General features: G+C 60.6%; 19 protein-coding genes and 1 pseudogene. 13 read left to right on the top strand and 7 right to left on the bottom strand.

Features of this window, described 5'->3' with window-relative positions; genetic code table 11:
* Positions 1-76: 76 nt before the first annotated feature.
* The 5 genes from DWW51_RS05080 to DWW51_RS05100 are packed head-to-tail and all read right to left on the bottom strand — an operon-like array spanning position 77 to position 8,046.
* Complete coding sequence (locus tag DWW51_RS05080) at positions 77-2,947, bottom strand: FtsW/RodA/SpoVE family cell cycle protein (RefSeq protein WP_117773735.1); 2,871 nt, start codon at positions 2,945-2,947, stop codon at positions 77-79.
* A gap of 16 nt (positions 2,948-2,963) precedes the next feature.
* Positions 2,964-4,763 (bottom strand): Stp1/IreP family PP2C-type Ser/Thr phosphatase, encoded by a 1,800-nt coding sequence (locus DWW51_RS05085; RefSeq protein WP_117584198.1) that lies wholly within the window; start codon positions 4,761-4,763, stop codon positions 2,964-2,966.
* Positions 4,760-5,176, bottom strand: a complete 417-nt coding sequence (locus DWW51_RS05090) for an FHA domain-containing protein (protein ID WP_006235180.1) — start codon at positions 5,174-5,176, stop codon at positions 4,760-4,762. The genes DWW51_RS05085 and DWW51_RS05090 overlap by 4 nt, the downstream gene beginning before the upstream one ends.
* Positions 5,177-5,182: 6 nt before the next feature.
* Positions 5,183-6,196, bottom strand: a complete 1,014-nt coding sequence (locus tag DWW51_RS05095; RefSeq protein WP_117773736.1) for an FhaA domain-containing protein — start codon at positions 6,194-6,196, stop codon at positions 5,183-5,185.
* On the bottom strand, positions 6,193-8,046 hold the full coding sequence (locus tag DWW51_RS05100) for a serine/threonine-protein kinase (RefSeq protein ID WP_117773737.1): 1,854 nt from the start codon (positions 8,044-8,046) through the stop codon (positions 6,193-6,195). The genes DWW51_RS05095 and DWW51_RS05100 overlap by 4 nt, the downstream gene beginning before the upstream one ends.
* A 439-nt stretch (positions 8,047-8,485) precedes the next feature.
* On the opposite strand from DWW51_RS05100, the gene DWW51_RS05110 reads away from it, so the two are divergent.
* From DWW51_RS05110 to DWW51_RS05130, 6 genes are all read left to right on the top strand, one after another.
* Positions 8,486-10,621 carry a helix-turn-helix transcriptional regulator gene (locus DWW51_RS05110; protein ID WP_197032179.1) on the top strand — a complete coding sequence of 712 codons (2,136 nt, stop codon included), beginning with the start codon at positions 8,486-8,488 and terminating at the stop codon, positions 10,619-10,621.
* A gap of 109 nt (positions 10,622-10,730) precedes the next feature.
* Positions 10,731-11,243 carry a hypothetical protein gene (locus tag DWW51_RS10175; protein WP_124785772.1) on the top strand — a complete coding sequence of 171 codons (513 nt, stop codon included), beginning with the start codon at positions 10,731-10,733 and terminating at the stop codon, positions 11,241-11,243.
* 54 nt (positions 11,244-11,297) lie between these two features.
* Positions 11,298-12,179: a hypothetical protein gene (locus DWW51_RS05115; RefSeq protein WP_089573265.1), complete on the top strand. Its 882-nt coding sequence runs from the start codon at positions 11,298-11,300 to the stop codon at positions 12,177-12,179.
* A gap of 38 nt (positions 12,180-12,217) precedes the next feature.
* The gene (locus DWW51_RS05120; protein WP_147344031.1) at positions 12,218-13,015 is read left to right on the top strand and encodes a hypothetical protein; all 798 of its coding nucleotides are present in this window, start codon (positions 12,218-12,220) and stop codon (positions 13,013-13,015) included.
* Complete coding sequence (locus tag DWW51_RS05125; protein ID WP_089573263.1) at positions 13,012-13,656, top strand: ATP-binding cassette domain-containing protein; 645 nt, start codon at positions 13,012-13,014, stop codon at positions 13,654-13,656. Before DWW51_RS05120 ends, DWW51_RS05125 begins: the two co-directional genes overlap by 4 nt.
* Before the next feature lie 5 nt (positions 13,657-13,661).
* The gene (locus DWW51_RS05130; protein WP_117773741.1) at positions 13,662-14,321 is read left to right on the top strand and encodes a DUF5028 domain-containing protein; all 660 of its coding nucleotides are present in this window, start codon (positions 13,662-13,664) and stop codon (positions 14,319-14,321) included.
* 105 nt (positions 14,322-14,426) lie between these two features.
* Here the strand turns inward: DWW51_RS05130 and DWW51_RS05135 are convergent, their stop codons facing one another.
* A complete protein-coding gene (locus DWW51_RS05135) occupies positions 14,427-15,143 on the bottom strand; it encodes a hypothetical protein (RefSeq protein WP_089573261.1) in 717 nt (238 codons plus the stop codon).
* Positions 15,144-15,259: 116 nt separating this feature from the next.
* On the opposite strand from DWW51_RS05135, the gene dnaX reads away from it, so the two are divergent.
* Positions 15,260-17,740, top strand: coding sequence for a DNA polymerase III subunit gamma/tau (gene dnaX / locus DWW51_RS05140; protein WP_197032180.1), 2,481 nt, complete (start codon positions 15,260-15,262; stop codon positions 17,738-17,740).
* A 21-nt stretch (positions 17,741-17,761) separates the two neighbouring features.
* On the opposite strand, the gene DWW51_RS05145 is transcribed toward dnaX, so the two are convergent.
* Positions 17,762-18,235: a hypothetical protein gene (locus tag DWW51_RS05145; protein ID WP_117648547.1), complete on the bottom strand. Its 474-nt coding sequence runs from the start codon at positions 18,233-18,235 to the stop codon at positions 17,762-17,764.
* 349 nt (positions 18,236-18,584) lie between these two features.
* On the opposite strand from DWW51_RS05145, the gene DWW51_RS05150 reads away from it, so the two are divergent.
* From DWW51_RS05150 to DWW51_RS10485, 6 genes and pseudogenes are all read left to right on the top strand, one after another.
* Entirely contained in the window at positions 18,585-18,905 is a 321-nt protein-coding gene (locus DWW51_RS05150; RefSeq protein WP_006235174.1) for a YbaB/EbfC family nucleoid-associated protein, read from the top strand.
* A gap of 13 nt (positions 18,906-18,918) precedes the next feature.
* On the top strand, positions 18,919-19,515 hold the full coding sequence (gene recR, locus DWW51_RS05155; protein ID WP_089573257.1) for a recombination mediator RecR: 597 nt from the start codon (positions 18,919-18,921) through the stop codon (positions 19,513-19,515).
* A gap of 245 nt (positions 19,516-19,760) precedes the next feature.
* On the top strand, positions 19,761-20,666 hold the full coding sequence (locus DWW51_RS05160) for a hypothetical protein (RefSeq protein WP_117773743.1): 906 nt from the start codon (positions 19,761-19,763) through the stop codon (positions 20,664-20,666).
* Positions 20,663-22,507, top strand: a complete 1,845-nt coding sequence (locus DWW51_RS05165; RefSeq protein ID WP_117773744.1) for a hypothetical protein — start codon at positions 20,663-20,665, stop codon at positions 22,505-22,507. Before DWW51_RS05160 ends, DWW51_RS05165 begins: the two co-directional genes overlap by 4 nt.
* Positions 22,508-22,510: 3 nt before the next feature.
* Complete coding sequence (locus DWW51_RS05170) at positions 22,511-23,449, top strand: FHA domain-containing protein (RefSeq protein WP_022094220.1); 939 nt, start codon at positions 22,511-22,513, stop codon at positions 23,447-23,449.
* 327 nt (positions 23,450-23,776) lie between these two features.
* Positions 23,777-24,043 (top strand): annotated as a pseudogene (locus DWW51_RS10485) (methyltransferase); the annotation flags it as partial.
* Positions 24,044-24,604: the final 561 nt, after the last annotated feature.

Below are 24,604 nucleotides of genomic sequence, written 5' to 3' on the forward strand. Positions count from 1 at the left end.
CGCTGGGGCCGTGTGGCGCGTTGCCGCTAACTCTTCGGCCGCGGCGCGCCTCGGGTGTCCGATTCAATCATGGGCATCACGCTCCCTGTGCGGCGAGCGCCGCGGTCAGGACGATGCCGGCAATCTTGGCCGCCTTGACGTCGTGTTTGTCGTAATCCTCCAAGGCCACCGAGATGGCGACCGTGGGTGAATCGTAAGGTGCAAAGCCAACGAACATCGAGTTGACGTTGGTGCCGCCGGTCTCGGCCGAGCCGGTCTTGCCGGCGACCTTGACGCCGGGGACCTGGGCATCGGTGCCGGTACCGGACTGGACGACGGCGAGCATGGCCTGCTTGACCTGGTCGGCCGTGGCGGAGCTGACGGCCTGACCCAGCGAGCGGGACTGCGTGGTCTTGACCACAGTTCCGTCCGGGGCGAGTACCTGGGCTACAAAGTACGGGTCCATGACCACGCCACTGTTAGCGATGGCGGCGGCAATCACGGCGTTTTGCATGACGGTGGTCTGCGGGCCGGGCGTGTGGTCCATGCCGACAGGCTGGCCGGCGCCGGCCCAAGCGGTCTCCCACTCAGTCATGAGCGACGGGTCTGCCATGATGGAGGCCGCGGAGGTCAGGTCCTGGCCGAGCTTTTGGCCGTAGCCAAAGGCGTTGGCAAACTGCACGAGCGTGTTTGCGCCAACTTCGTTTGCCACCTGGCCAAAGACGACGTTGGAGGACACGGCAAAGGCCTGCTGCAGGCTGATGGTGCCGTAGCTCTCGTTGGCATAGTTGGTGACCGGTGCGTTGCCGATGTCCATGGAGCCGGGCGCCTGGTAGGTGCTGGTAAGGCTGGCGGTGCCGGTCTCGAGTGCCGCGGAAAGCGTAACGACCTTAAACGTGGAGCCCGGCGTGTACAGCGCGTCCATGGCGCGATTGTACATAGAGCCGTCCTCGCCGCCGCCAGCCTGCAGTAGGGCGTCGATGTTGGTGTTGTCGTAGGTGGGCGAGCTGGCACATGCGAGCACCGCGCCGGTACGCGGGTCGATGACCACTACAGCGCCCTTAAAGCCCTTGAGTGCCTGCTCGGCCGCCGTCTGGATGCGCGAGTCGATGGTGAGCTTGGCGGTGTTGCCCGGCTGGGTCTGGCCCGCGAGCGACGCGATGGCGTTGTTCCAGCTGGAGTAGTCCTTAGAACCGGTGAGCGTGTCGTTCATGACGCTCTCGATGGCGGTGGTGCCATACTGCTGGCTCACGTAGCCAACCACGTGCGCTGCCAGGTTACCGTTGGGGTAGGAGCGTACGTAGGTGCCGTCCTCCTGCTGCAGCGACTCGGCCAGCGTCACGCCGTCGGACGTGATGATGGAACCGCGCTGGATGTACTTGGAGCGGGCGATGGTGTGGTTGTTGGTCGGCATGTCCTGATAGTCCTTGGCCTTGATGACCTGGACATAGGTGAGGTTGCCGATAAGGATGGCGAATAGCGCCGTAAAGGCGAGCACCGCACGGGTTAGACGGTTGGCGAGCGCAACGCGGCCGAGCACACCGGATTCAGGCGTGTCGAGCAGGCGACGGCGCATGCGCGAGCCGACGGAATGGCTGCCGCTGCCGTAGGAAGACGAGGTGGCAAAGCGCGTGCCCGTCGGGGCGGCGGCAGATGCGACCTGATCATCGGTGATGGCGGCCATAGTGCCGGTGCCGGTAAGCTCGGCCTCGCGTCCGGTCGCTTCGTCACCGGCGCGCAGCAGGAGCGCGACGATGATAAAGCTTGCCAGCAGCGAGGAACCGCCCTGGCTCATAAAGGGTAGGGTGACGCCGGTCAGCGGGATCAGGCGGGTAACGCCGCCCACGATTAAAAAGGCCTGGAAGCTGATGGCGGCCGTAAGGCCCGTGGCGCTAAAGGCGGCGAGGTCGGATTTAGCGCGGGCAGCCGTGGTGAGGCCACGCACGGCAAAGAGCATAAACAGGATGAGCACGGCGCCGCCGCCCAAAAGGCCCATCTCCTCGCCGATGGCCGAGAAGATAAAGTCGGACTCGACGACAGGGATGTTGTTGGCCATGCCGTTGCCGATACCAACACCGACCAGACCGCCATCGGCAAGCGAGAAGAGCGACTGGACGATCTGGTAGCCCTGGCCCTGGGCGTCCTTAAACGGATCGACCCAAACCTGGAAACGCACCTGAACGTGAGACAGGAACTTGTAGGCGCCCACGGCTCCAACGGCTAAGAGCGCAAGGCCGATAACGACATACGAGAATCGTCCCGTGGCAACGTAGAGCATCAGCAAGAAGATGGTGTAGAACAGCACGGCCGAACCCAGATCGCGTTCGAAGACGACGACGAGCAGGCACACACCCCACACGGCAAACAGCGGCAGCAGCAGTCGCAGGCGAGGGATCTTAAAGCCCAGGATCTTGCGGTTGGAGATGGAGAGCAGCTCGCGGTTCTCGGCCAGGTACCCGGCCAGGAACAGCACGATAAAGACCTTGGCGAACTCGCCGGGCTGGATGGTAAAGCCCGCGATGCGAATCCACAGCTTGGAGCCCGAGATCGTGGTGCCGATAAAGATAGGCAGCATCAACAGAATGATGCCGATAATGCCAAAGGTGTACTTGTAGCGCATGACTACGTCGAGGTTCTTAACCAACGCGAGCGTTCCCACCATCAGGGCCACCGAGACAAACAGGATGATGAGCTGTGAGATGGCGAGAGCGGGGGCGAGACGCGTCACGAACGTGATGCCGATGCCCGAAAGCACAAAGACAATGGGCAGGATGGCGGGGTCGGCACCGGGCGCCAAGATGCGCACGGCAATGTGGGCCGCGGCAAAGGCGGCAAAGAGGCCGATCGGTACGGCGAGCGTCTCAAAGGAGATGGCAGCGCCCGCGGTGAGGACGTACATCGCATACAGCAGGATGACGGGGAACGCCGAGGCGATGAGCAAGAGCAGCTCGGTGTTGCGGCGACTCATAAGCGGCACTCCCTTTCTAGTTCTTTTCGGAGGCTTCGGCCTCGGCGGACTGTTCGGCGGTTTTCTCGGAATCTGATTCGGAGGTCGATCCCTGGTCGGTGTTGTCGCGAATCGTTTGCGCGTCGATCACCTGGCGGGTCTGCTCCTCGTCGATCTGGTGGCGGTACTTGGATATCGTGTCCTGCGCATCGTCGACACTTGTTTGCGGAATGCCCGCCTTGAGGCGGTTTTGCGTGTCTTCGGGCAGGTCGGACAGCTTGATACTGGTTTCGCTTTCGAGCCAGTGGAGCTTGAGTCCGAGCGGCTTGCCGGGCAGGCCGCGCCAGACGGCGACATTGCCCTGGTAGGTACCCAGGTAGTACGAGCCGGTGACACCCGTGTAGGCCCAGATGGCAGCCGCCAGCACCAAGACGAGACCTAAGACGACGCCGATGGTGACGTTGCGGCGACGCACGCGTTGCGCCTCGCGCATAACGCCATCGTCAACCAGGTCAACGACTACTACGGTCACGTTGTCGTGGCCGCCGGCGGCAAGCGCCGCGTCCACTAGGTTGTCGACGCAGATTTGCGCGGTTGAGGACTGCGTGGCGATGTTCTCGATATCGCTATCGGGAATCATGCTCGAAAGGCCGTCGGAGCACAGGATCAGGCGGTCGCCTTCCTCGATATGCAGAGTGAAGTGGTCGGCATACATGGCGGGGTCCGAGCCCAGCGCACGGGTGATGACCGAGCGGTTTGGGTGGACGCGAGCCTCGTCTGCCGTAATCTCACCGGCGTCCACGAGCTCCTCCACGTAGGAGTGGTCGCGGGTCACGCGGATGAGCGTGCCCTCGTGGAGCAGGTAGGCGCGAGAGTCACCCACGTGGGCGATGGCGAGCGTGTCGTTTTCGATATAGGCGCAAGTGGCTGTGCAGCCCATGCCGGGCTTGCCCAGGCCGTTCAGGGCCGCCTCGATTACGGCGGCGTTGGCTGCCTCGACGGCTGCGGCCAGGCGTGCTGCGTCGGCGGACTGCGGGGCCGTCTTGGCAATAGTCTCGACGGCAATGGAAGAGGCTACCTCGCCGGCGGCGTGACCGCCCATGCCGTCGCATACGCAAAAGAGCGGCGACTGCACCAGGTAGGAATCCTCATTGTGCGGGCGTACGCAGCCAACGTCAGAGCGGGCGCCCCACATGAGTTGCGTGGTGGTGCCGGCATCATAGGTCGAGTCGGTCTCGATGCGCTCCTCGGTCAGGGGCTCAAAGCTCATGGTCGAGCCGGGGTCTTTGAGCTTGGTCTCAACGGCGGCAACGTCGATCTCGGCTGTGTCACCGGGAGAGACGGTGTCGGTCTCGGCGTTTGATTCGGAATCGCCGGTGTCCGGGGAGCCGGGCTCCTCGGGCGCGCGGGCGGTCGACTCGTCGTCTTGCGGGCTGACGTCTATAGGCTCGGGCGCCGGCGTAGACGCGGGCGCAACCTCGGATGCCGGGGCTATGGGAAACGCCGGCGCGGCGGGCTCGGGTGCCGCAAACACCGCAGCGCTCTCGTTGATTGCCGCGGCGACGGGCTCTGCAAAGTGAGCCGGCGCCGGGGTTGCTTCGGGCGCTGTGGGCTGTTCCGCAGCATGTGCGCCGATGGGCGCCGCTACGGCATCCTCTTCGTCCTCGTTATCGGCGAGATCCGAAATATCATGCGTTACATGCGAAAGAGGCAGGGAGAACACGGTGTCCTCGGGTTCCACGGGTGCGGAGCCCGCCGGAGCGGCGTGGGCCGGCGCAGCTGTGGCGGCAGCCGGTGCCTCGGTCATAGTTGCGGACTTGTTCTCCTCGTCGATCATCGACGGTTCACCTTCATGACCACGTCGCCAATCTGGACTTCGTCGCCCTCACGCAGCGTCGCGGGCTCCACGAGCTGGCGGCCGTTGACGAGTGTGCCGTTAAGCGAGTTGAGGTCCTCGATGATGAGCGCCGGGCCCTGCAGCGAAAAGCGCGCATGCGAGGCCGAGACGAACGGTTCGTTGATGCAGATGTCCGAAGATGGCGAGCGACCGACGATGACGGGGCCGAGCATGTCTACGTGGATGCCACGGATGCCGCGCGGGCCCTTGTCCACATCGATCGTCCAGATAGCCGAGTCGCGGCGCTGTCCGCGAACAAGTCCCACGCCGGTCTTCATGACGGCGAACAGGAAGATATAGAGCAGGGCGACCAGGACGATGCGGCCTGCAAAAAGGACGATATCGATGTTCATAAGAGACTATCCCCTAAATTCAAAGGTGCTCAGGCCAAACGTCAGCAGATCGCCGTTGCGCAGCGGGCAGCGCGTAATGCGGCGGTTGTTGACGAGCGTGCCGTTGGTGGAATTGAGATCCTCGATCGACCAATCCGAGCCCGTAAAGGTGAGCTGGGCGTGGCGGCGCGACACGTTGGGGTCGCGCAGGGCAATGTCGGAAACTGAGCGCTCGCGACCGATGGTCACCTGTGCGGAGGTGATGCTATGGCTCTCGCCGCTCACGACGTCGACGAGCTGGGCGAGCGGGCGCTGCGGGGCGCGAGTGCTCGCCATGTTGGAGGCGATGCCGGCTGCGGCGCCTAGGCCCACGGCGGCGCCGGTCGCGGCGGCTCCGCCCATGCCGGCAAGCGCGTCGCGCGAGACGGTCTGCGGCACCGGGATGGGTGCGGCGGCGGGGTCGGGGACGCTAGGCGCGAAGGGGTCTGCCATGGCAAGCGGGTCGGGAGCGGCGGCGCGAGGCGTCGGTTGCTGCTGGGGCATGGCGGCGGGGCGCTGCTGCTGCGGGGCAGCAAACTGCTGCTGGCCGGCGCGCGGGGCGCTGGCGGCACGGCTTGCCGCGGAGTTGTTTTGGCCCAGACCGTTTTGATAGGCGCGCTCTTCTTCGTACAGGCGGCCGAGCGTGGGGGCATCGACGTTCTCGGCAAAGACCGAGAACTTGCCGGCGCGCAGCTGCGGATCGATCATAAAGCGCACGAGGGGCTCGCCGACAAAGACATAACGGCGCTTTTCGGCCTGCGCCTTCACAAACTCGCGGACCTCGCGCGAAAGCTCGGGGTAGAACGGGGCGAGCATAGGATCGTCGTCGGCGGCGATCAGGATGGTATAGAGTGCCGGCGCCGTGTTGACGCCATTGATCACCAGAGTCTGATCCTCCATGTCGCGAGCGGCCTGCTTGGCAAGCTTCTTAAAGGAGAACGGGGCACGGGTGGCACCGAAGATGCCGGCCACGTGGTCCTCGAAGATGTTCAGGAAGTTCACGAAAGATCACTCTCCGTATAGGTTCTTTGGTATCCGAGCAAATATAGGCATATCCCAACGATTATAGAGGATAGGGTTCCCGCAACCGCCGCCTTGGCGACGACCGCGGCTGCAAGGCTGGCAATTTCCATATGGTGTGCAAGACAGGATGCCGCTGCGCAGCCGATGCCGGTGACAGCGATGGCGGCGATTGCGGCAAGGTTTGAGCCCTGATCGGCACGCTTGGCATGGGCATTGAGCAGCGCAGATGACGCCGCGGCAGTTGTCGCGACCAGCGCAAAGGCAGCCCAAAGGAGCGGGTCTCCCAGCGCTGCGGCAACGTTGCCGAGCCCCAGCACGCCTCCGGCTGAAAGCGCGACCGTGGCCAGACGGGCAAAAAGCGCGCCCATGCCCGTTGCCGCGGCAGCGCTTGCCGGGCCGAGCCAAAATGACGCGACGCCGGCGGCGACCCCAGCTGCCAGGAAGGTATTGCCGGTCAGACAGCCAAGCGCAAGCGCGCAGGTGAGTGCGGCGCTCGCGGCAGCCTCGGTGCGACCCCAGGCGATCCACCAACCGGACATGGCAGCGGCAAAGATCACCGCGACGGGCAACATCGACAGGATGCCCTGCGCCTGCATGGTGGCGTTGGCCATGAGCACCAAAAAGCCCACAGCCGAGATGGCCGAGCCAATCTGGGGGGCCAGGCCAGCCGCCGCTCCGATCGCGATTGCCGCAATGACCAGGCCGGGAAGCGCCGCGACCCCGGCCGTTTGCATCAGCAAAAAGCTAAAGGTGCCGCACGTTAGCGCCGAGATAGCGTGCATGGTGTAGTCGCGCGCATGGCTCCAGCGCGTGCCCGCCCAGCCGAGCGCGGGGTCGACCTCGATGGCGTCGTCCTCGTAGTACGACGGCTCGATATCGTCGAGCTCTTGCTCGTCATCCGAAAGCTCGCCAACCATTTGCTCCAGACTGCGACGGCCCTCGCGCACGCTGCCCAGACCGGCAAGGAGTTGGTCGCAAAATGCCTCGATGCTGTTGGGGCGGTCCTGCGGCATGGGGGAGAGCGCGCTCATGAGCGCGGCCTCGGCTCCCGGGGGAAAGTGTGGTATCAGCTCGCTGGGATAGGTGGCGCCGCCGATGATGCGGTCGAGCGAGTCGGCGGGCGTGGCCGCCATAAAGGGAGCGCTGCCGCACAAGCCCTCATAGATAACGCAGGCAAGGGCAAAGACATCGGCGCGTTCGTCGACCGTGCCGGTCTCGATATCGAGCTGCTCGGGCGGCATGTAGCCGATGGTGCCGCCGCGCGAGCCGCCAAAGCCACCGGCGGACGACAGTCGCGCCATGCCAAAGTCGGTGAGCTTTACATTGCCCGAGTGGTCGATGAGCACGTTGGCGGGCTTAATGTCCAGGTGGAGTACGCCATTACTGTGGGCGAAGGTGAGCGCCTGGCCCAGGGCATCGGCAATGGCCGCGGCCTCGTCAAAGGTAAGTGAGTGGCCGTCCACGCGATGCAAAAACTCGGCCAGCGACATGCCATCGACATATTCCATAACCAGGTAGGCATAGGCTGTGTCATGCGTAAAGTCGATGACCTGCACGATATTGGGATGTTGAAGCATGGCGGCAGTGTGCGCCTCGCGCAGGACATCCATGATGTCGCTGGCGGGCATGCCGGCACCGTTGATAAGGGGGATGCGCTTAATGGCGACGCGGCGGCGCAGGTGCGTGTCGCGGCAAATCTCGATGGAGCCAAAACCGCCGGTCGCAAGTGTCTCGAGCGGCTGGTACCGCTTGAGCAGCTCGCGAGAGCTGGTGCCCTCCAAAGGAACGTCCGGCGAGAACCGGGCGGTATGTTGCGAGAAAAGCGGCATGGCCAACCCTCGTGCGTTTAAAGTTCGTTTGCGAGCGGCGGGCGCGGGGCCGAGCCGTTCGCGGTGGCGTAGATGCTGCTAGTGTAGCACGCTCGGGCAGATGGCGAGGATAGCGGGATGCGAGGTGACCCGATCGATTCGGCCCGTTTCGGCTCGTTTGGAAAGCGCATCTCAGTTTTCAGCCAAATTATGGGATGCGCTTTCCAAATGGGGTGGGCTGCGGAAACTGCATCCCAGAATATTGCCCTGGAACGGGATGCGCTTTCCGAACCGGCGTCCAAAAGGAAACCGCATCCCGCTTTGATGTGGGAACTGCGAACAAAAGCCGGACCGTGATCTGGCGCGGATTGGAGTTCGCCTGAATCATTGATGCTGGCTGGTGTGAGAACAGAGATAAACGAGCGGCTCGAGCGATATAATGACACGCTATGGAGGCCGTATGCTCTTTTCCCGCCGTTCTGCTACATTTGCCTGCGCCATTGCGCTTGTCGTAATGGCGGTCACCCCTTATCACCGGTTTTCATCTTCAATCGGCCTAGCGTCAGGTGCAATGACCTGGCTCGTTATCCTGGGCGCATGCCTCGCGGCGTTTGTTCATGGTGCTGCGCTATGCAAGGGGGGAATGAGAAGGCCGAGGCATCTCGGTGCCATCGGTGTTTTCCTTGGTGTTATTGCAACGGTTCCCGAATGGGCCGACCTGGCTTTCTATGCTCGCGGAGACTCTATTCCAATCGTGTTTGCACCGATTTGGTTGTTACATGGCGTTTCGTGTGTCTCGTGCTTTGTTGGATCGCTGCTTCTCTCATATGTTATTTGGGGCACGGCGGACTCTCCTTTGACGCAGAGGTCGACACGGACTGACGAAAGGGAAACTCGTCACCCGCAGGACGCGATTTTTACAGAAACAATAGCCGTCATGTCTTGCCTGCTGTTTTGCTGTCGAGTTTCATGGAGAGTCGTTCCCGAGCCATGGGGGATGCCCCCTGTAACGGCCGCGTCAATTGGCCTTGCGCTTTTAATTCCGTTGGTCTATCTCGCATTGACTGTGGCCCCGCCGTTTTGCCGCCCTCGTGCCTTTGGCCATGGGCGGCGCGACGTGTTTGCCTGTTCTGTGCTCGTAGCAGTTCCTATTGGTCTTATTCCGGCTGTTGAGGCGGCATACTTCGCAAGCGATGCCGTGGTCATTGCATTGCTGGCGATGGGGTCCGTTATCGCTGCTGCCTTCGTATGCATGTTGCTAAGGGGGAAACGGGACAACAATTCGGATATCGCCTGTGCGTCCGACACATTCGATGCGGGGGTGTTTTCCCCTGCCCTGTCGCCTAGAGAAGAGCAGTTTGTTCGACTGCTGCTCAAAGGGAAAACGCCGGCGGAAATTGCCAAGGAGACGGATACGAAGCCATCGACGGTGAGAACAACGCTTCACCGAGCATACGGGAAGGCGTCGGTTGCGGGCTCACGCGAGCTCGTGGCGCTGTCTGCGGGTGAGGGCGATACTGTAGGGCATGAGCTACCGCAGCGGCATGCTGACGATATAGTGGCATCAGCTCGAACGCGCCGGCTGTTTCGATACCTGCTCACATTATTCTTTATCCTCCTTGCGGCGGGGCCCTTGGTAATGGCGGATAGCGATTGGGGGTCCGGTGTTTCGCGGGCTGTCGCCTTTTCCCTCTTAAGCTACGCATTGGGTCTCGGACTGCTTCTGTCGCTACGCTACGCGGGTGGAAAAGCGAATCGTGGCGCTGCGCTGGATAGAGCGGGTGAAGCGATTTGGCTCGGAAGCCCGTACGTATGGGCGGTGCTATCTGCTGTGGAATGGTCTTTTATCTATATCGCAGCATTGATGTGCATACGCGTTTCGTTGATGGCTGTGCCGGTCCTGTTTTGCGGCGTGGCGTCTACGGCTTCGCTCGCTGTTGGGCTGCGTCCGTTTAAGGTGCATGCCCATGCTCGGGCTATCGTGCCGTTGGTGTCAATGGGCATGGTTGCCTTAATCTATGCGGTCGCTAGGGGGCGAATCCATGGACTTGCGGTGCTGACGGGGGTGCTGCTCACATATATAGTGATGCGAAGCTGTCCGCAGCGCAAAATGCTTGGGATATGGATGCTCTGCTTTGGGGCGACGGCTCCTGTTTGGGCTGTCTTGCTCAATATGGTGCAGGATCTGACGGTTTTCGAGCCGTTGTTCCTCGCGTCGTTGTTGGGGCAAAGTTCGGCTGTCAATGTCGTCGTGGCAACGGTGATTGTTTGCTGGTCTGTGCCCATGTTCGTTACGCACATCGCGCTCGCCCGCTCGGTTGAGGACGAGAAGGCCGTCTTGGAGTACCGGGCGAACGGGTCCACCGAAACGGCCCGCGTGCGCCAGCTGGCCCTGCTTACGTCGCGCTCCCTTTCTGATGTTCAGTCGCAAATTTTGCTGATGACGGCAGAGGGGGCAACGACAAAGGCCATTGCGGAGGATGTCGGTTACGCTGCATCTACGGTGCAAGCGCTGCGGTCTGCATCTTACCGCCAGTTGAAGATCAAGAATAAGGCGGAGCTAATTTTATTGTTATCGCAGGTAAATAACGTGTAAACGCCTGAGCAATCAACTCAATAGCGGGTGTTTACAGACATCTTTCTCTATTCATGCGAAGGTTGCCGTGCGTCGACGCATTGTTAACCGCTTTTGATTGGAGAAGGCCATGATTAAGCCAAGGAGCGCTATTGCTCGAATCGGAGTCGGCTTGGTGATTGCAGCTGGTCTGTCCCTAGGGGTTCCCGCTGCATCGTTTGCACAAGAGGAGTTTGACACCTCTCAGGTTTCCAGCATTACTCAAAACGCCGATACGGGAATTACGACCTGTACGAACAATGCCGATAAGGCATTTAGTTTTCAATGTGCCGGGACGAGTGCAACTGGCTACCGTCAAAAGGATGATTCCTCATCGCTCTATCTGGATATCCAGGGCCATACGGGAAATCCGCTTCGGTTATATACAGACGGTGCGTATAACACAAGCGGTAGCGGCAGCATGAATTGTACTCAGGGAACGTATCGTTCGAATCACAAGGGACAGTGGGAAATGTATAACCTCGTCCGTGAGAACGGGCGATCTGCGGCGCGACTGACTGCATGGGCGGAGTCTGGCTACGGCACTGTTATTGGTGTATGGAGCCCCGACTGCGTCGGGCATTTCCACAAGCTTCCCGCATAGTTGTTTGAAATGGCTCCCTTCCGGCTTTCTGGGTCGGAAGGGGGAGGAGGACGTATGAACCAAAAGCTCGCAAGATACGAACTGTCGAAAACGATTAGACGTCCAGCTTTTATCCTTGCTCTCTTGATTGCGGTCGCAGTTGCAATAGCTGCCGCGCTGGAGCCGTGGGCAAATTTGGAAAAAGAGCGTCACAACCTTCTTTCTTTTGGTTACGGCGTTGGCGTGCAAGCCGAAAATTATCTCGGTCAAACACGTGAAAGCAGCTTCGGTAACTGGATTGTTGTGAGCGCGAACGCGCCACTGTCTGCGTCGGTGTTTTTCTATGCACTGCCCCTGCTTGCAATGTTGGCTGGATCTTGGTCGTGTCTCTTTGAGCGTTTGAGTGGTTATGACATGCAGATATGCACGCGCGTTTCCAGAAAGGCGTACGTGAACGTAAAGATGCTGTCTGCTTTCCTCTCCGCGTTTACAGTGACTGCCATTCCTCTGCTCGTCAATTTCCTGATCGTCTCGATGCTTTTTCCTGCGTATCTTCCTCGGGTCGATGAGTCGACTTACGTAGGACTTTACCTGCATAGCTACTTCTCCGGTCTATTTTATTCGCATCCTTTGTCATATGTGCTCGCATACACGCTGTTCGATGCTGTCACGCTCGGGACTTTATCCATGGCTGTAACTGGCTTCTCAATTTTGTTTCGTAGCAGAATCAAAGCGATAATTGTCCCGTATCTGCTAATGGTTGCGTGGCATTTTGCAAATGGCTGGATCTTCGGCGTAATGGCTTGTGTGGGGTTTAACTGCAATATCCTCAACAGCATCAGGTCGGAATCGCTGAATAACTGGCCAGACATTCGAGCCGGTTTTGCGGAAATCATATTATTGACCCTTGCTTCGTTGGCTTTTTCTGGGGCGTGGAAAAGACGCGAGGTGGTCTGATGCTGTTTAGGCTGGTCGCCGCGGACCTGAGGACCGTTTTGAAGAAGAACATCATCACTTTTATTGCAATTGCGGCAGTGACCGTTGCGAACTTGGTGTACGCCTACGGATTGTCTTCTGTGTATGGGGTTAGAACGGATACCTTGGGGTTTGCGGATAATCTTGCGCTCGTGTTTGCCGGATCTGCTCCGTTTGAGCCTAGGCCCGGGGTCATGTTTGTGCCTCCGCTAGGATGGCTATTTCTCATTCTGCTTATTCTCTATACAACACTCGACTATCCGACCGAATCGTTGCACGGGTTGGGTTTGCAAGCGCTTGTTCGATGCCGGGCAAGAACCCTTTGGTGGGTCTCGCGTTTTATCTTGGTGGCGGCAGTAACGGCATTTTCACTGCTCGTGGTGGTTTGCTCTGTTGTGATTTGGAGCTTGGTGGTGAGCTCCTCGTTCAGCGCGGTCATTCATGGTGAGTCGCTTCAACTGGCTAATTTGGCGCCGTGGTTTCTCAAAGCTGCCGAGGCAGATGCGCTGCCGTTTTTCATAAGTCTCTTATTTGCTTTTGAGGCGCTTGCGTTTGCGCAGGCAGCGGTTGGGTTTGTGCTTGGGTCGTCAGTCTCGTTTGTGGTTTTAATGAGCTACCTGATCTGCTCGGCATATGCACGACATTGGGCGCTATTGGGTAACGCCTTGATGCTGTTGCGCTGGGGTGGAATTGTCAAAGAGGGAATCGCGGCGGGCTCGAGTGTCTTGTCATCAATTGGGCTTATGTCGTTATGCCTATCGTTGGGTGGACTGTGGTTTCGAAGGGCCGACCTTATAGAAAAGGGGGACAAGATATGAGTGTGATCGTAAGGGGCGTATCGAAGCGCATGGGTAAAAACGATGTCCTGCGCAACGTGTCCATCGAGGTTGACCCTGGGACTGTGGTCGGGCTTCAGGGGATAAACGGTTCGGGTAAGACCATGCTCATGCGAGCGGTTTGCGGGTTGATCAAGCCTACCGAAGGCGAAATCTCTATCGATGGCCAAAGGCTTGGGGCGGACATCTCGTTCCCGCCGAGTCTGGGGATGTTGATCGAGGCGCCTTCCTTTTTGGGATATCTGTCTGGCTACGACAATCTGAAGCTCATCGCTCAGATCAAGGGCGTTGCCACCCCCGAGGACATTCGCTCTGCCCTGCGGCTCGTGGGGCTCGATGCAGACGAAAAAAAGAAGTTCCGAGCATACTCGCTTGGGATGAAGCAGCGTCTGGGGATAGCTGCGGCAATTATGGAGAAGCCGAAGCTGCTTGTTCTCGATGAGCCAACGAATGCCCTCGACGAAGCGGGCGTTGAAATGCTCAAGCGCGTTGTGGCGATGGCGGCATCAACGGGTCGTGAGGTCCTTCTGTCCAGCCATGACGGAGAGGTGCTCGAGGAACTGGCCGATCGGGTTTACTGCATGCGCGACGGTGCCGTTGTGAAAGTTCGGGAAAGGTCGTGAGCGCGATGAAGAAGACCCTGTGGACGAGAAGATCGGCGCTCGCGCTTTTTTGCTGTGCTGCTACCGGCCTTGCGGGCATGAGGGTGAGCGTCGTTAACGGGAACCGGACGGTCATTCCTGAGAAATATTACGCGGAGGGCGAATGGCTCTCGATGGATGGAGCGTTTCTGGGGTCGAAGGATGTGGTGACTGATGGGTATTCGTTTTGCATAGACGGGGCAGAGTTGCTCACGCCGCGCGAGTATCTCAAACGAGCACATGACGATTATTCAAAATATGGCACCGTGGATACGAAAACGAGACTGAAGGATGCCGACATCACGTGCGTTATCGCCGTAAAGATGCGTGTCAGAAATAGGGATAATATCGACGGTGGAATCAAAGCGTATGTTTGGCATCTGGTTCCGGAGTCTGCGCCAAACTATGATTTTGTAGTCAATACCGATCTGATAACGCAAGCCATGCCGGTCCTTGGCGGCTCTGCTGCGTTTGCCGTGGAGGTTGGGGCAGAAAACGAGTTGCTCGTCCCATTTATGATGCAGAACACCAACGACTATTTCGAAGGTTACGAGACCGTCCGTTTTGAGAAAGCATTTCCCGGGACTTACACGATGAAGATGACCGATCTGCCGGAGCGGAGGCTCTTAAGGTTTGAAGTGAAATAGCTCGAGAGCAAGGCAAAACGGGTCCATTGGCGGTACGCGCGCCCGATTCCAGGCGCCCCGGCCCGGAATCGGGCGCGGGACGAGGCGCCTTCGGTGTCGGCCGGCCTACCGCTTCTTCTTGCTCTTCTTCTGCTTGCGCTGCTTGCCCTTGGTCTCCTGGGGCTTGTCGCCCTGTTTTGCTTCGGCAGCGGCCTTTTCTGCCTTCATCTTCTTGCGTTTGGTCTCGATGCGGAGCTTTTTGTTGATGCGCGCCTTAAGGAAGGGACCGAACTGCTCGGCATCGCCGCGGACAAAGGTGTCCTTAGGGATCGTCACGCCCTGGTCGGCGAACATGGCCACAAAGATGCGCTCGCCGTCGAGCACGTGGTCGAGCTTTTCAAACGGGAAGAACTGCGACTTGCCGCTCGTGCCCCAAACCATCAGGCCGTCCTCGTTGGCGGCGACGCGGCGATAGCGGCCACCCATGGACTCGTCGGCCTCAACGGCGTCGATAAAGTCGCGGGCGAGGGTGTGGTGCAGGTTTTTGCTCCACCAGGCCAAAAAGGCGCCGAATACGATCAAGACGACGCCAAACTTGATCCAGTTGCCGCCGGCCACCAGCATGCCGATGCCGATGAGCGCGGCAATTGCCGCGGCGACATACAGCGAGCCGCGACGCCTGGGCGAGGCGACCAGGCGGGCGAAGTCGGTGACGAGGTCGTTTTCGTATTGGTACTCGTTGAGGTACAGGATGCCGTCGTCGGCTGCGGCCTGCTCCTCGAGCGCGACCTCGACCTGGTCGGCTGCTTCGGAGGGAACGAGGTTGCTCTCTGCGTCTGCCATGCTCTTTGGACTCCTATCGCGGCGGGCTCGCCGTACGGGTTATTATGGAATGCAGTATGCCGTGCGACCGCATGGCCGCCGCGGCAACAAGACTCAGTATACCCGGGGGAGCACCCATGGAATCGTTGTACCGAAAGTATCGCCCGCTCACCTTTGACTCCGTGGTGGGCCAGCAGCATATCGTCTCGACGCTCGAGCACGCCATCACCGAGGGGCGCCTGTCCCACGCCTACCTGTTCTGCGGACCGCGCGGCACGGGCAAGACCACCATGGCGCGCATTCTGGCCAAGGCGCTGCTGTGCCGCAATGCCGAGGCGGCGCGCGCCGAGGGTGCAAGCGGCTGCATGCCCGACGGTACTTGCGAGGAGTGCGAGCTCATTGCCGAGGGTAACCACCCCGATGTCTACGAGCTCGATGCCGCCTCCCGCACGGGCGTGGACAATGTGCGCGAGGAAATCATCAACTCCGTCAACTTTGCCCCGGTGCGCGGCAAGTACAAGATCTATATCATCGACGAGGTCCACATGCTCACGACGGCGGCGTTCAACGCGCTGCTCAAGACGCTCGAGGAGCCGCCGGCACACGTGATCTTTGTGCTGTGCACCACCGACCCGCAAAAGATTCTGGAGACCATCCTCTCGCGCTGCCAGCGTTTCGATTTCCATCGCATCGGCAACGAGGATATCGAGCGTCGCCTGGCATACGTGTGCGAGCAGGAGGGCTTCGATTACGACGATGAGGCGCTGGCTATCGTGGCGCGCCATGCCAAGGGCGGTATGCGCGACGCGCTGTCCACGCTGGAGCAGCTGAGCGTCTTTGGCAACGGTTCTGTGCATGCGGACGACGCCCGCTCGCTTTTAGGCGAGGTTTCGGACCAGATTCTGGGCGAGTTTTCCCGCGCCATTGCCGATCGCGATGTTGCCGAGCTCTATGGACTGATCCGTGCGCAGGTCGAGGAAGGAAACGACCTGCTGGAGCTGACGCGCGACCTGGTGGCGCATGTGCGTGACGTGTACGTTGCCTGCGTTGCCGGTGCCCGTGCCGAGCTGTTTGAGGGCGGCTCCGAGCAGGCCGAGGCGCTTGCTGCCGAGGCCGCTGCCTTTGGCGAGCATCCTGCCGACCGCCTGGCCCGTGTGCTGACGGTGCTCGACGATGCCGCACTGGAGATGAGGGGCGCGAGCGACGTGCGCCTGGTGCTCGAGATCGCCTGCACGCGCCTGGCACGTCCCGAGGCCGATTTAACGATTGAGGCATTGGCCGAGCGCGTGGCCCGCTTGGAGGCCATGGTTGCCAACGGCGCCGTGCCGGCGAGCGTGGCTGCTGCTCAGGCCGCCGCGCCTGCAGCATCCGTACCCGCTGCTGCCCAACAGCCGACGCTAATTTCGGGCGCTCGTGCTGCCGCTCCGGCGGCATCCGCTGCCCCCGCTGCTACGTCCGCGCGCCAGGGCGGTATGCCTTGGGACCGTGGTGCTGCTGTTCCGGCTGCCCAGCCTGCGTCCCGTTCTGCGTCCGTGTCAGCTTCCAAGCCTGCAGCGCCTGCACCTCAGCCTGCGCCGACTCCGACGCCTCAGCCCGTTGCGGCTCCCGCGCCTGCCACCGCTCCGGCACCTAAGCCCCAGTCCAACAATGCCGCCCAGGTTGCCGCCGCCGGTACTGCCGAGACGCCCGCGGTCGAGGATGCCGGAGAGCTGCAGCGCAAATGGGCCGAGGTTGTCGAGCGTGTCAAGGCGCGTCAGGCTTCCTACGCGGGGCTTTTGCTCAATGCCCGCGCCACGGCTGACGACGGCTCCAGGCTCACGGTCTCGTTCCCCGCGGGCTCGACCTTTGCCATCAAGATGCTTGGACGCGCCGACACGCAGTCGGTGGTCCTGCCGACAGTCAGTGCGGTCTTCGGTCGTCGTACCGTCGACTATGTCCTGGATGGGGGTGGCACGCCGGCTCCTCAACATGAGGAGCATTCTCCATCTGCACGGGCTGCGGTATCTGCGGACCCGCAACCCGTGTCCTCGGCGGCCCCTGCATCCTCGAGCGCCAGCGCGACGCAGCCAAAAGCAGCACCGATAGCGGCGCCGACCCCGTCGGCGCCTAAGCCCGTCATGGCCAAACCGGCTGCTCCGACACCCGCGCCCAAGCCTGCCTCGCCCGCGCCCAAGTCGTCTGACCTGGGCAAAGCCCCCTGGCTGCGCTCCGACAACCCCGCCGGCGCTCCTGCCACGGGCAAGCTCCCGACCGAGCCCGCGCCCCGAGCGCCCGAGCGCGCGTCCGCTCCCAAGGCTCAGCCCGCCGCGCCGTCTGCGCCATGGGAATCCGAGCAGGTTCCCTACGACGATGCCATGGTTGGCGGTTTTGTTGCCGATGCTGGTGGGGACGATCTGCCTCCGTTCGACGTGCCGGGTGCGGCGTCCGCGCTCAAGTCCGCTGCAACTGCCCCCAAAGAGGAGGACGCTCCTGCAGCTCCCTGGGAGTCCAACTCCGGTGCGGGCGGCCCCTTCGGCCATCAGGGTGCAGCCCCGAGCATCCCGCAGACCGAGGACGAGGCCAAAGCCCTCATCCGCAGCGTCTTCGGCCAGTCCACCATCTTCAAGCCGGTGGAGTAGCTGCGCAGGCGGGTATACTGCTCAAGAAGAGAACCCCTTGCCCGGGCGCATCTGTATTTCGGACATGTGCAACGTGGTGCCGCGTATATCGCATTCGAGCAGACAGGCGCGTGACGGTCGGCCTAGGATGCTGAGGTCGATACGATACGTCGCATGGCTGTCCGTGTACTCGACTTGCTCGGCGTTGACGGTTGCTCCGATTGTAAATAAAGAGCCCAGTTCGGCATCGACAATCTTGGAGTCCTTTATCTTGACCTTGAACTCTTGGTAGAGGGACGGGCTGTTGTAGTAAATGGTTCGGGTTCCGTCGGTGCATTCATCGGTCGTCTCCCATTTGACGACGGGCTGGTCCGAGCTGGCTATCAGCAGTTCTGCTCCAAAAGCTATGGCATGGGTGATGATAACCAGTAATACCCAGACGACAAAGAGATAGAGAACCACATATGCAACGGGGTGTTTTGAGCGGATGTTTTGGAGTACGGCTGGGACATTCACGAGGGCACCTCCAAATCGTCATCTATGACAATCAAATTATACCCAGCCGCCATGCGTGCCGCCTCGAGCAGCGGCTCGGCATTTTGCCATGTAGCCTTGTAGCCCTACGCATAAACTGCCTGGTTCCAGCTCTGCTAGATGTAGCTTGAGATAATTATGCAACCTTGCATAATTCGACCTTGCATAATCTTGGGCGTGCGTCACGCTCAAGGACATGTATATCGACTGAGGTAGCGTGTCCGCCCCGCTTGCTTGCCCCGCGCCGTGGTACGATTTTTGAGTTTGAAAGTCCCGTCGCGCTCCGGCTGCCCTTGCAGCTTGTCGCGCGGCCGCACGTAAAGGAGCCATCATGGCCGGTATGAACATGCAGCAAATGATGAAGCAGGCTCGCAAGATGCAGGAGCAGCTTGCCGCCGCGCAGGAAAACCTTAAGTCCCAGACCGTCGACGCCTCTGCCGGCGGCGGCATGGTCAAGGTGACCGTTAACGGCGAGATGGAGCTCGTCAACCTCACCATCGACCCCGATGCCCTCGATCCCGAGGACGTCGATATGCTGCAGGACATGATCATGGCTGCCGTCAACGAGGCCGTCCGCGGTGTCAACGAGCTCGCCAACAAGCAGATGGGCGCCATCACCGGCGGCCTCAACATCCCGGGCATGCCGTTCTAAGACACGCATATATATGAGTGCCAACCATAGTCTGCAAAAATTGCTCGATGAGCTGGGCCGTCTGCCGGGCATTGGTCCCAAGTCGGCCCAGCGCATCGCCTATTACCTGCTCGAGGCCGATGCCGAGGAGGCGCGCCGCCTGGCCGAGGCTATCCTGGAGGTTAAGCAGGAGGTTCACTTTTGCAGCCGCTGCTTTAACTACGCCACGGCCGACGAGTGCTCCATCTGCCAGGATTCGATGCGCGATACCACTCGCATTTGCGTGGTGGGCGAGCCGCGCGATGTCCAGGCGATTGAGCGCACGGGCAGCTACCACGGTCTCTACCACGTATTGGGCGGCGTGATCAGTCCCATGGACAAGATTGGTCCCGAGCAGTTGCACATTCGTGAGCTGCTGGCACGCTTGGGCCACGAGGACATCCACGAGGTCATCATCGCCACCAACCCCAATATCGAGGGCGAGACCACGGCGAGCTACCTGGCCCGCACTATCAAGCCGCTGGGCGTTGAGGTATCGCGTCTGGCGAGCGGCCTTCCCGTGGGCGGCGACCTGGAGTATGCCGACGAGCTTACGCTTGGGCGCGCCATCGAGGCCCGTCGCACGATTTAGGTGGCGAGCCTGCTCCTGCCGTATGTCTTCATCGCGACGCACGGGGTAGCCATAATTTCCCCGTGCGACTGTAAGTTTGTTGTGCAACAAAGATGCTTTGTATCCGCTTATCGCATGGATGCTTCCACTCGCATCCTTAATTTGCCCATTCGTTGCGCAACCTTTTGGGTTCGCTGATACACTCAAATATGGATTCGAATGAATGTGCCGCTCCCGAGCGGCGTGTTTTTGTTGGAGGAGAACGCATGCGGCCCGGTGGCACTCAGACAAAGCGCGGCGCCGCGGTGCGCATGCGACGCCGACTGGGCTTGGCGCCGCGGGCGTACGCACTGCTGTCTTGCTCGCTGGTGCTGGTCATAGCTGGCGTTTCTGCCTATGGCATGACCGTGCCGTCCATGATGCAGGCACATGCCGCACGCGAACCGCGCGTGGGGCATGAGGTCAAAAGTGACCTGGGGACCACGACTGGATATGCTTGGGCAAGTGTGGTCGCGCATATTGTGTTTGGCACCGGCGACGCGGACGGCGCCGAGGCCCCGGACAACGAAGTCACGCTTGCCAATGGCAAAACCATCGTGCTCACCAACACCAAGATCATCGATCGGTTGTCCAACAATAGCGTGGCGGCAACGGTGAATAAGGTCGAGCAGCAGAAGGAGCAGGACGCCCAGCAGTCCGGAAAGCCCGGTAGCTCGGATACTTCTGGCTCCGGCTCGGATTCGTCGAGTTCGGGCGGTGGCTCTGGGTCGGGTTCCTCTGCCGGAGGGTCTGGAAACGGCGGCTCGACGGGCGGCAACACTGACAACGATGCAAACTCCGGTGGCCTTTCCGCTGCTGAGGAAGAGAGCATTCACAGCTGGCTTGTGACCAAGCACAACATGCTCGACGGCTATGTTTCTCGTGCCAATGACGTGGTCTCGACCTATAACTCTACGGGAGATCCCAGGCCGTGCGACAGCCTGGTCGGGGAGATGTTTGTCATTCGAGCCGAGTTCGGTCGTCAGACATTCTCGCCCCGGTCAAAGTGGTATCAGCAGTATGCCAATCTGTGGGGCTGTTACACCAACCTATGTCAATGGGTCGGCCATTACGGCGATGATGACGTCGCGCTCGGTAACTTCAACAATAACGTGGCGGCGCTTGCCCTATGATGACCGATCTTGCATCCACCACACCACAATCGCTCGGTCGCGATCCCATGGTCGGCCTGCGCCTGGCGCGTGTCGACGGGTTTGAGCCGGCCATTGCGCTCGGTCAGGGCGAACTGCCTGCCTATCTGCGTCGTTTTACGATGCTGTTTGCCGACGATGCCACCATGCGCCGTGGCGGTATCGGCCGCGTGACGCGTGCCGTCAACGCCCAAGGCGAGGCCGTGGCACTCAAACAGCTCATCTTGCCGACGCGCGATGAGTTTGACGACGATGCCGCTCACGAGGCGCTGGTCGCCAAGTTCAAGGCGGCGTTTCGCGAGGAATACGAATGCCATCGCGCCCTTTCGGGCCTTAAGGGCTTTCCCCGCCTCTATGGCTGGGGCGAGGTCGACGGTGTGCCTGCAATTGTCATGGAATGGGTCGAGGGCGAGACGCTTGCCCGCTTGCGTTCGCGACTTGCCGTGGACGATGCCGGACGCCTGTCGCCGCTTGTGGCGGCGCGTCTGGGTCGCGACCTGTTCGATCTGCTCTGCCGTATGAGCCTGGTGGGCGAGGGCTTTGTCCATCGCGATATCTCGCCCGCTAATATTATGGTGCGTACGGCGCGTCTACCGCTTGACCGGCAGCTTGCCGAGGGCACCTTTGACCTGTGCCTGATCGACTTTGGCTCGTCGCTGGCGCTTGAGCCTGCGTCGGCCGTGGCCGGTACCGGCGGCAAGGCGTCGTTTACGGAGCGTTATGCCACGCTGCGTCGCGCGACGGTTGCCTATGCCCCGCCCGAGATGCTCACCGACGATATTCCCGACCTGCGCGCTTTGCGTATGTCGCCGGCGATTGACGTCTATGCCGCGGCAAGCACGGTTTACGAGCTCATTGCCGGCATCGCGCCATACGAAGCCGCGCCGAGCACTTCGGGCACCTCGGGTTCGCGCAAAAAGACGCGCGACATCGCGAGCCCCTACCGTCTCAAGATGGACACGCGGCCCGACTATCCCATTGGTGCCCATGCGCCCGGTTGCGATTTGACGCAGCTGCTTCATCGCGAGCCCGATGTGGCGCTCGCCGCGGCCGAGCAGGCCCAGCAGCTGGGGCTTGAGCCGGATTCCGAGGAGCTACGCGATGCGCTGGCGTTTGTCGATGCCCAGCTGTTCAACGTGGTGATGGCCTGTCTGTCCAGCCATCAAAAAGATCGTCCCGAGCCGGCGGCGGTCGAGGCGGCGCTCTCGGCGTTTTGTGACCACTATGCGCAAAATGTCGGTCGTTCGCTCCGCGGCGAGCCGCTCACGCCGTGCCCCATGGATGCGTCCGGCCGCGCGGTTCGTCGCGCGCTGATGGTCGGCGCGGCGGTCGTCTGTGGCGTGGTTTGGGCTGCGGTCGTGGTTTCGGCCGCGCTGCTGGCGTCGGGCGCTCGCGTGACGGCGACTTTGGGATCGCTCGTGTGGCCTGGGTCGCTACCGGGTGTTATTGCCGCACTGGCGCTGGCGCTGCCAGGCATGGCCGGCGTTGTCGCGGGGGCACTTGCGCGCGATCGACGCTCGGGGTTCCTGCAGGGTGTGCTTGCGCTTTCTGCCTGCGAGGTTCCGGTACTGGCTGTGGCTGCATGTAGCGTATTTTCCCAACGCGCCGTGATGGGCGGCCTTGTTGCCGCTTTGGTTGCAACCTATACGCTTACGTGGTTTTTGCTTGCGATGGGCTTTGCCTTTGAACTTCCCGTTTCGGCACCGCGACGCACAAAAGCCCAGATGGCGACTCCGCTTGCCGGTGGAGCCGCAGCTGCCCGTACTTTTGGCGGACCTGTCGAAGTATCGTCCGATTCTATTTCTACGACCAAGGAGGCCTAGGTCATGGCATCTCAAGTTGAGCTCACCCCATGCGGGGCCATGTTTGACATCTTTAAGCGCGCGGCGCATCTGAGCCATATCGAGCTGTGCGGCTTGGTGCTTTCGTCCCGTCCGCTCGCCGACGGCCGCAGCCCGCAGAGCCGAGCCGCCGATCGCTCTTGGGTTTCCCGCTTTATCGTTCGCGCGCCGGTCGGCACGCTTCAGCAGCGCTACTTTGCCGAATACGGTACCTCGGCTGCGCGTATTATGTCGCAACTGGCCCTGCGCCAGCGCAATCCCATGGATTCCACGGCTGTGATCAATATGGTGTGCGGTCCTGCAGGTGAACCGATGGTACGCGCGCTCGAAGAGTGCCATCAGGACACGAATCTCTATCGCAACGCGCTCGATCGCCTGTCCCAGGCGGCGGAACTCATGCCCGCCGAGCGCGCCGAGGCCGTGCTGGTGCTGTTTGTCGCCGTCGGTTGTTCGGCGGATGTGCGGTCCTCGGTGAACTATGCCATCGACTACGCGCACGCGACCTGTGGCGGAGGCACCTCCACGCCGCGTTCGCTTGGCATGTCGATGACCGCGGGCGAACGCGAACCCGCTCCGGCGCACCCCTTGGGCTTGCTGCGCGTACAAAACAGTTTTGTCGTGAGCGCCCCGCGCTGGATTCAGCCGAGTGAGCAGGGTGTTGAGATTGGTGCGCTGGCCACTGGTGAGGGCGATATTACCGACGTCGGCGACGATGTCTCGGCCCGCCATGCCCATATCTGGTGCGATGCTCAAAATATCTGGCACGTCGAGGACTTGTCGTCCACCAACGGAACCGTGGTGGTAAACGGGGCCACGCGCGTCTGCATTCAGGTCGAGCCCGGCCGTTCCGCCCAACTCAATCCCGGCGACGAGCTCAAGCTCGGCGAATCCACTACCTACGCCATCCTCTTCGGTGCCCTCTAGCCGGCAGATAGGGACGTTTCTTTTCTGCCGGCACTTGGGGACACTCCTCGGCGCGCCAGAGCCAGTCGCCCGGGGATGGAGGGGCCATTTTGGCCCTTGGCGGTCAGTCGGGGCGAAACTAGAAGATCTTTCCGATTCGCGGCTGTTCATGCTTGTAGAGCATCTAAAACAATAGGATGTTATTCTGGAATATGCCGGGTGCGTGAACTTGCCTGTCTTAGCCTTAATAAGGTATAGGGGAGTTTGGCTCAGGGGTTCCGTCTTGTTCTTCAGCGCAGTATTGTGGGACAGATTTGCTGAGATTGGCGCCTTACACCGCAGAGCGCACGGAAGGCTCTCGATTTGTGTTCTGGCCCCAGAATACAGGGCCTGATACTTACCAACTGTGGCATGGATGTAACATCTGTAGAAATCAACCCTTTTGTTGTCGACCTTTGTAAGAAAAACACTGCCATCAACTCTTTGGATGACGAAACTAGGGTGCTTGAGGGGAGCCTTTACTCCCCTCTGAGAGATGACTCATGTTTTTCGCTTGTCGTTGTGAATCCTCCGTTACTGCCGATTCCGGATGAGATTCCTTATCCCTTCGTTTGAGATGGAGGACAATCGGGTCTGGATAAAACACTTCGTATTCTTAAGGGTGGCGATACGCATTTAGAGAAAAACGGTAAATACTGCTAATAGGGGTGACGACGATGGTGCAGGGGCGACCCGCGATGCTCTCATCAATACGTCGGATACTTGGGAAATCAGGTCTAGATGCATGTATGATGATGCTGTGTGGCTATTCAATTAATCCGCGTTCCGAATGGGTGCAGGGTATAGCTGCGACATCGTATGCTTTTGACCCGGCGCGATACTCAGATATTTCTGAGGCGGTTGACGAAGTTTATACGCACTATGCCGCGCAAGGCGTTTCGGAAGTTTGCACATCTACGTTACGGGCTTAGGTTTCTTCAAGCGAACAGGCCGGTTGCGTTATTTCGAGCGATTTTTCTAGTCTAGACGACAAAAGGCAAAGGATTTGATGGGTATAAAACGCGGACGTTTGTGGGCGGATGCTCAAATCTATTGTGGCAATCGGGCGGGTGAAAAAGATATTTCAACCGCCCGATTGCCAGGTTCGTCGGAGGAGATGTCCGATTCCGACTCTCT

Origin of the sequence: Collinsella sp. AF15-51 (genome assembly GCF_003462845.1) — a bacterium.
Taxonomy (GTDB): domain Bacteria; phylum Actinomycetota; class Coriobacteriia; order Coriobacteriales; family Coriobacteriaceae; genus Collinsella.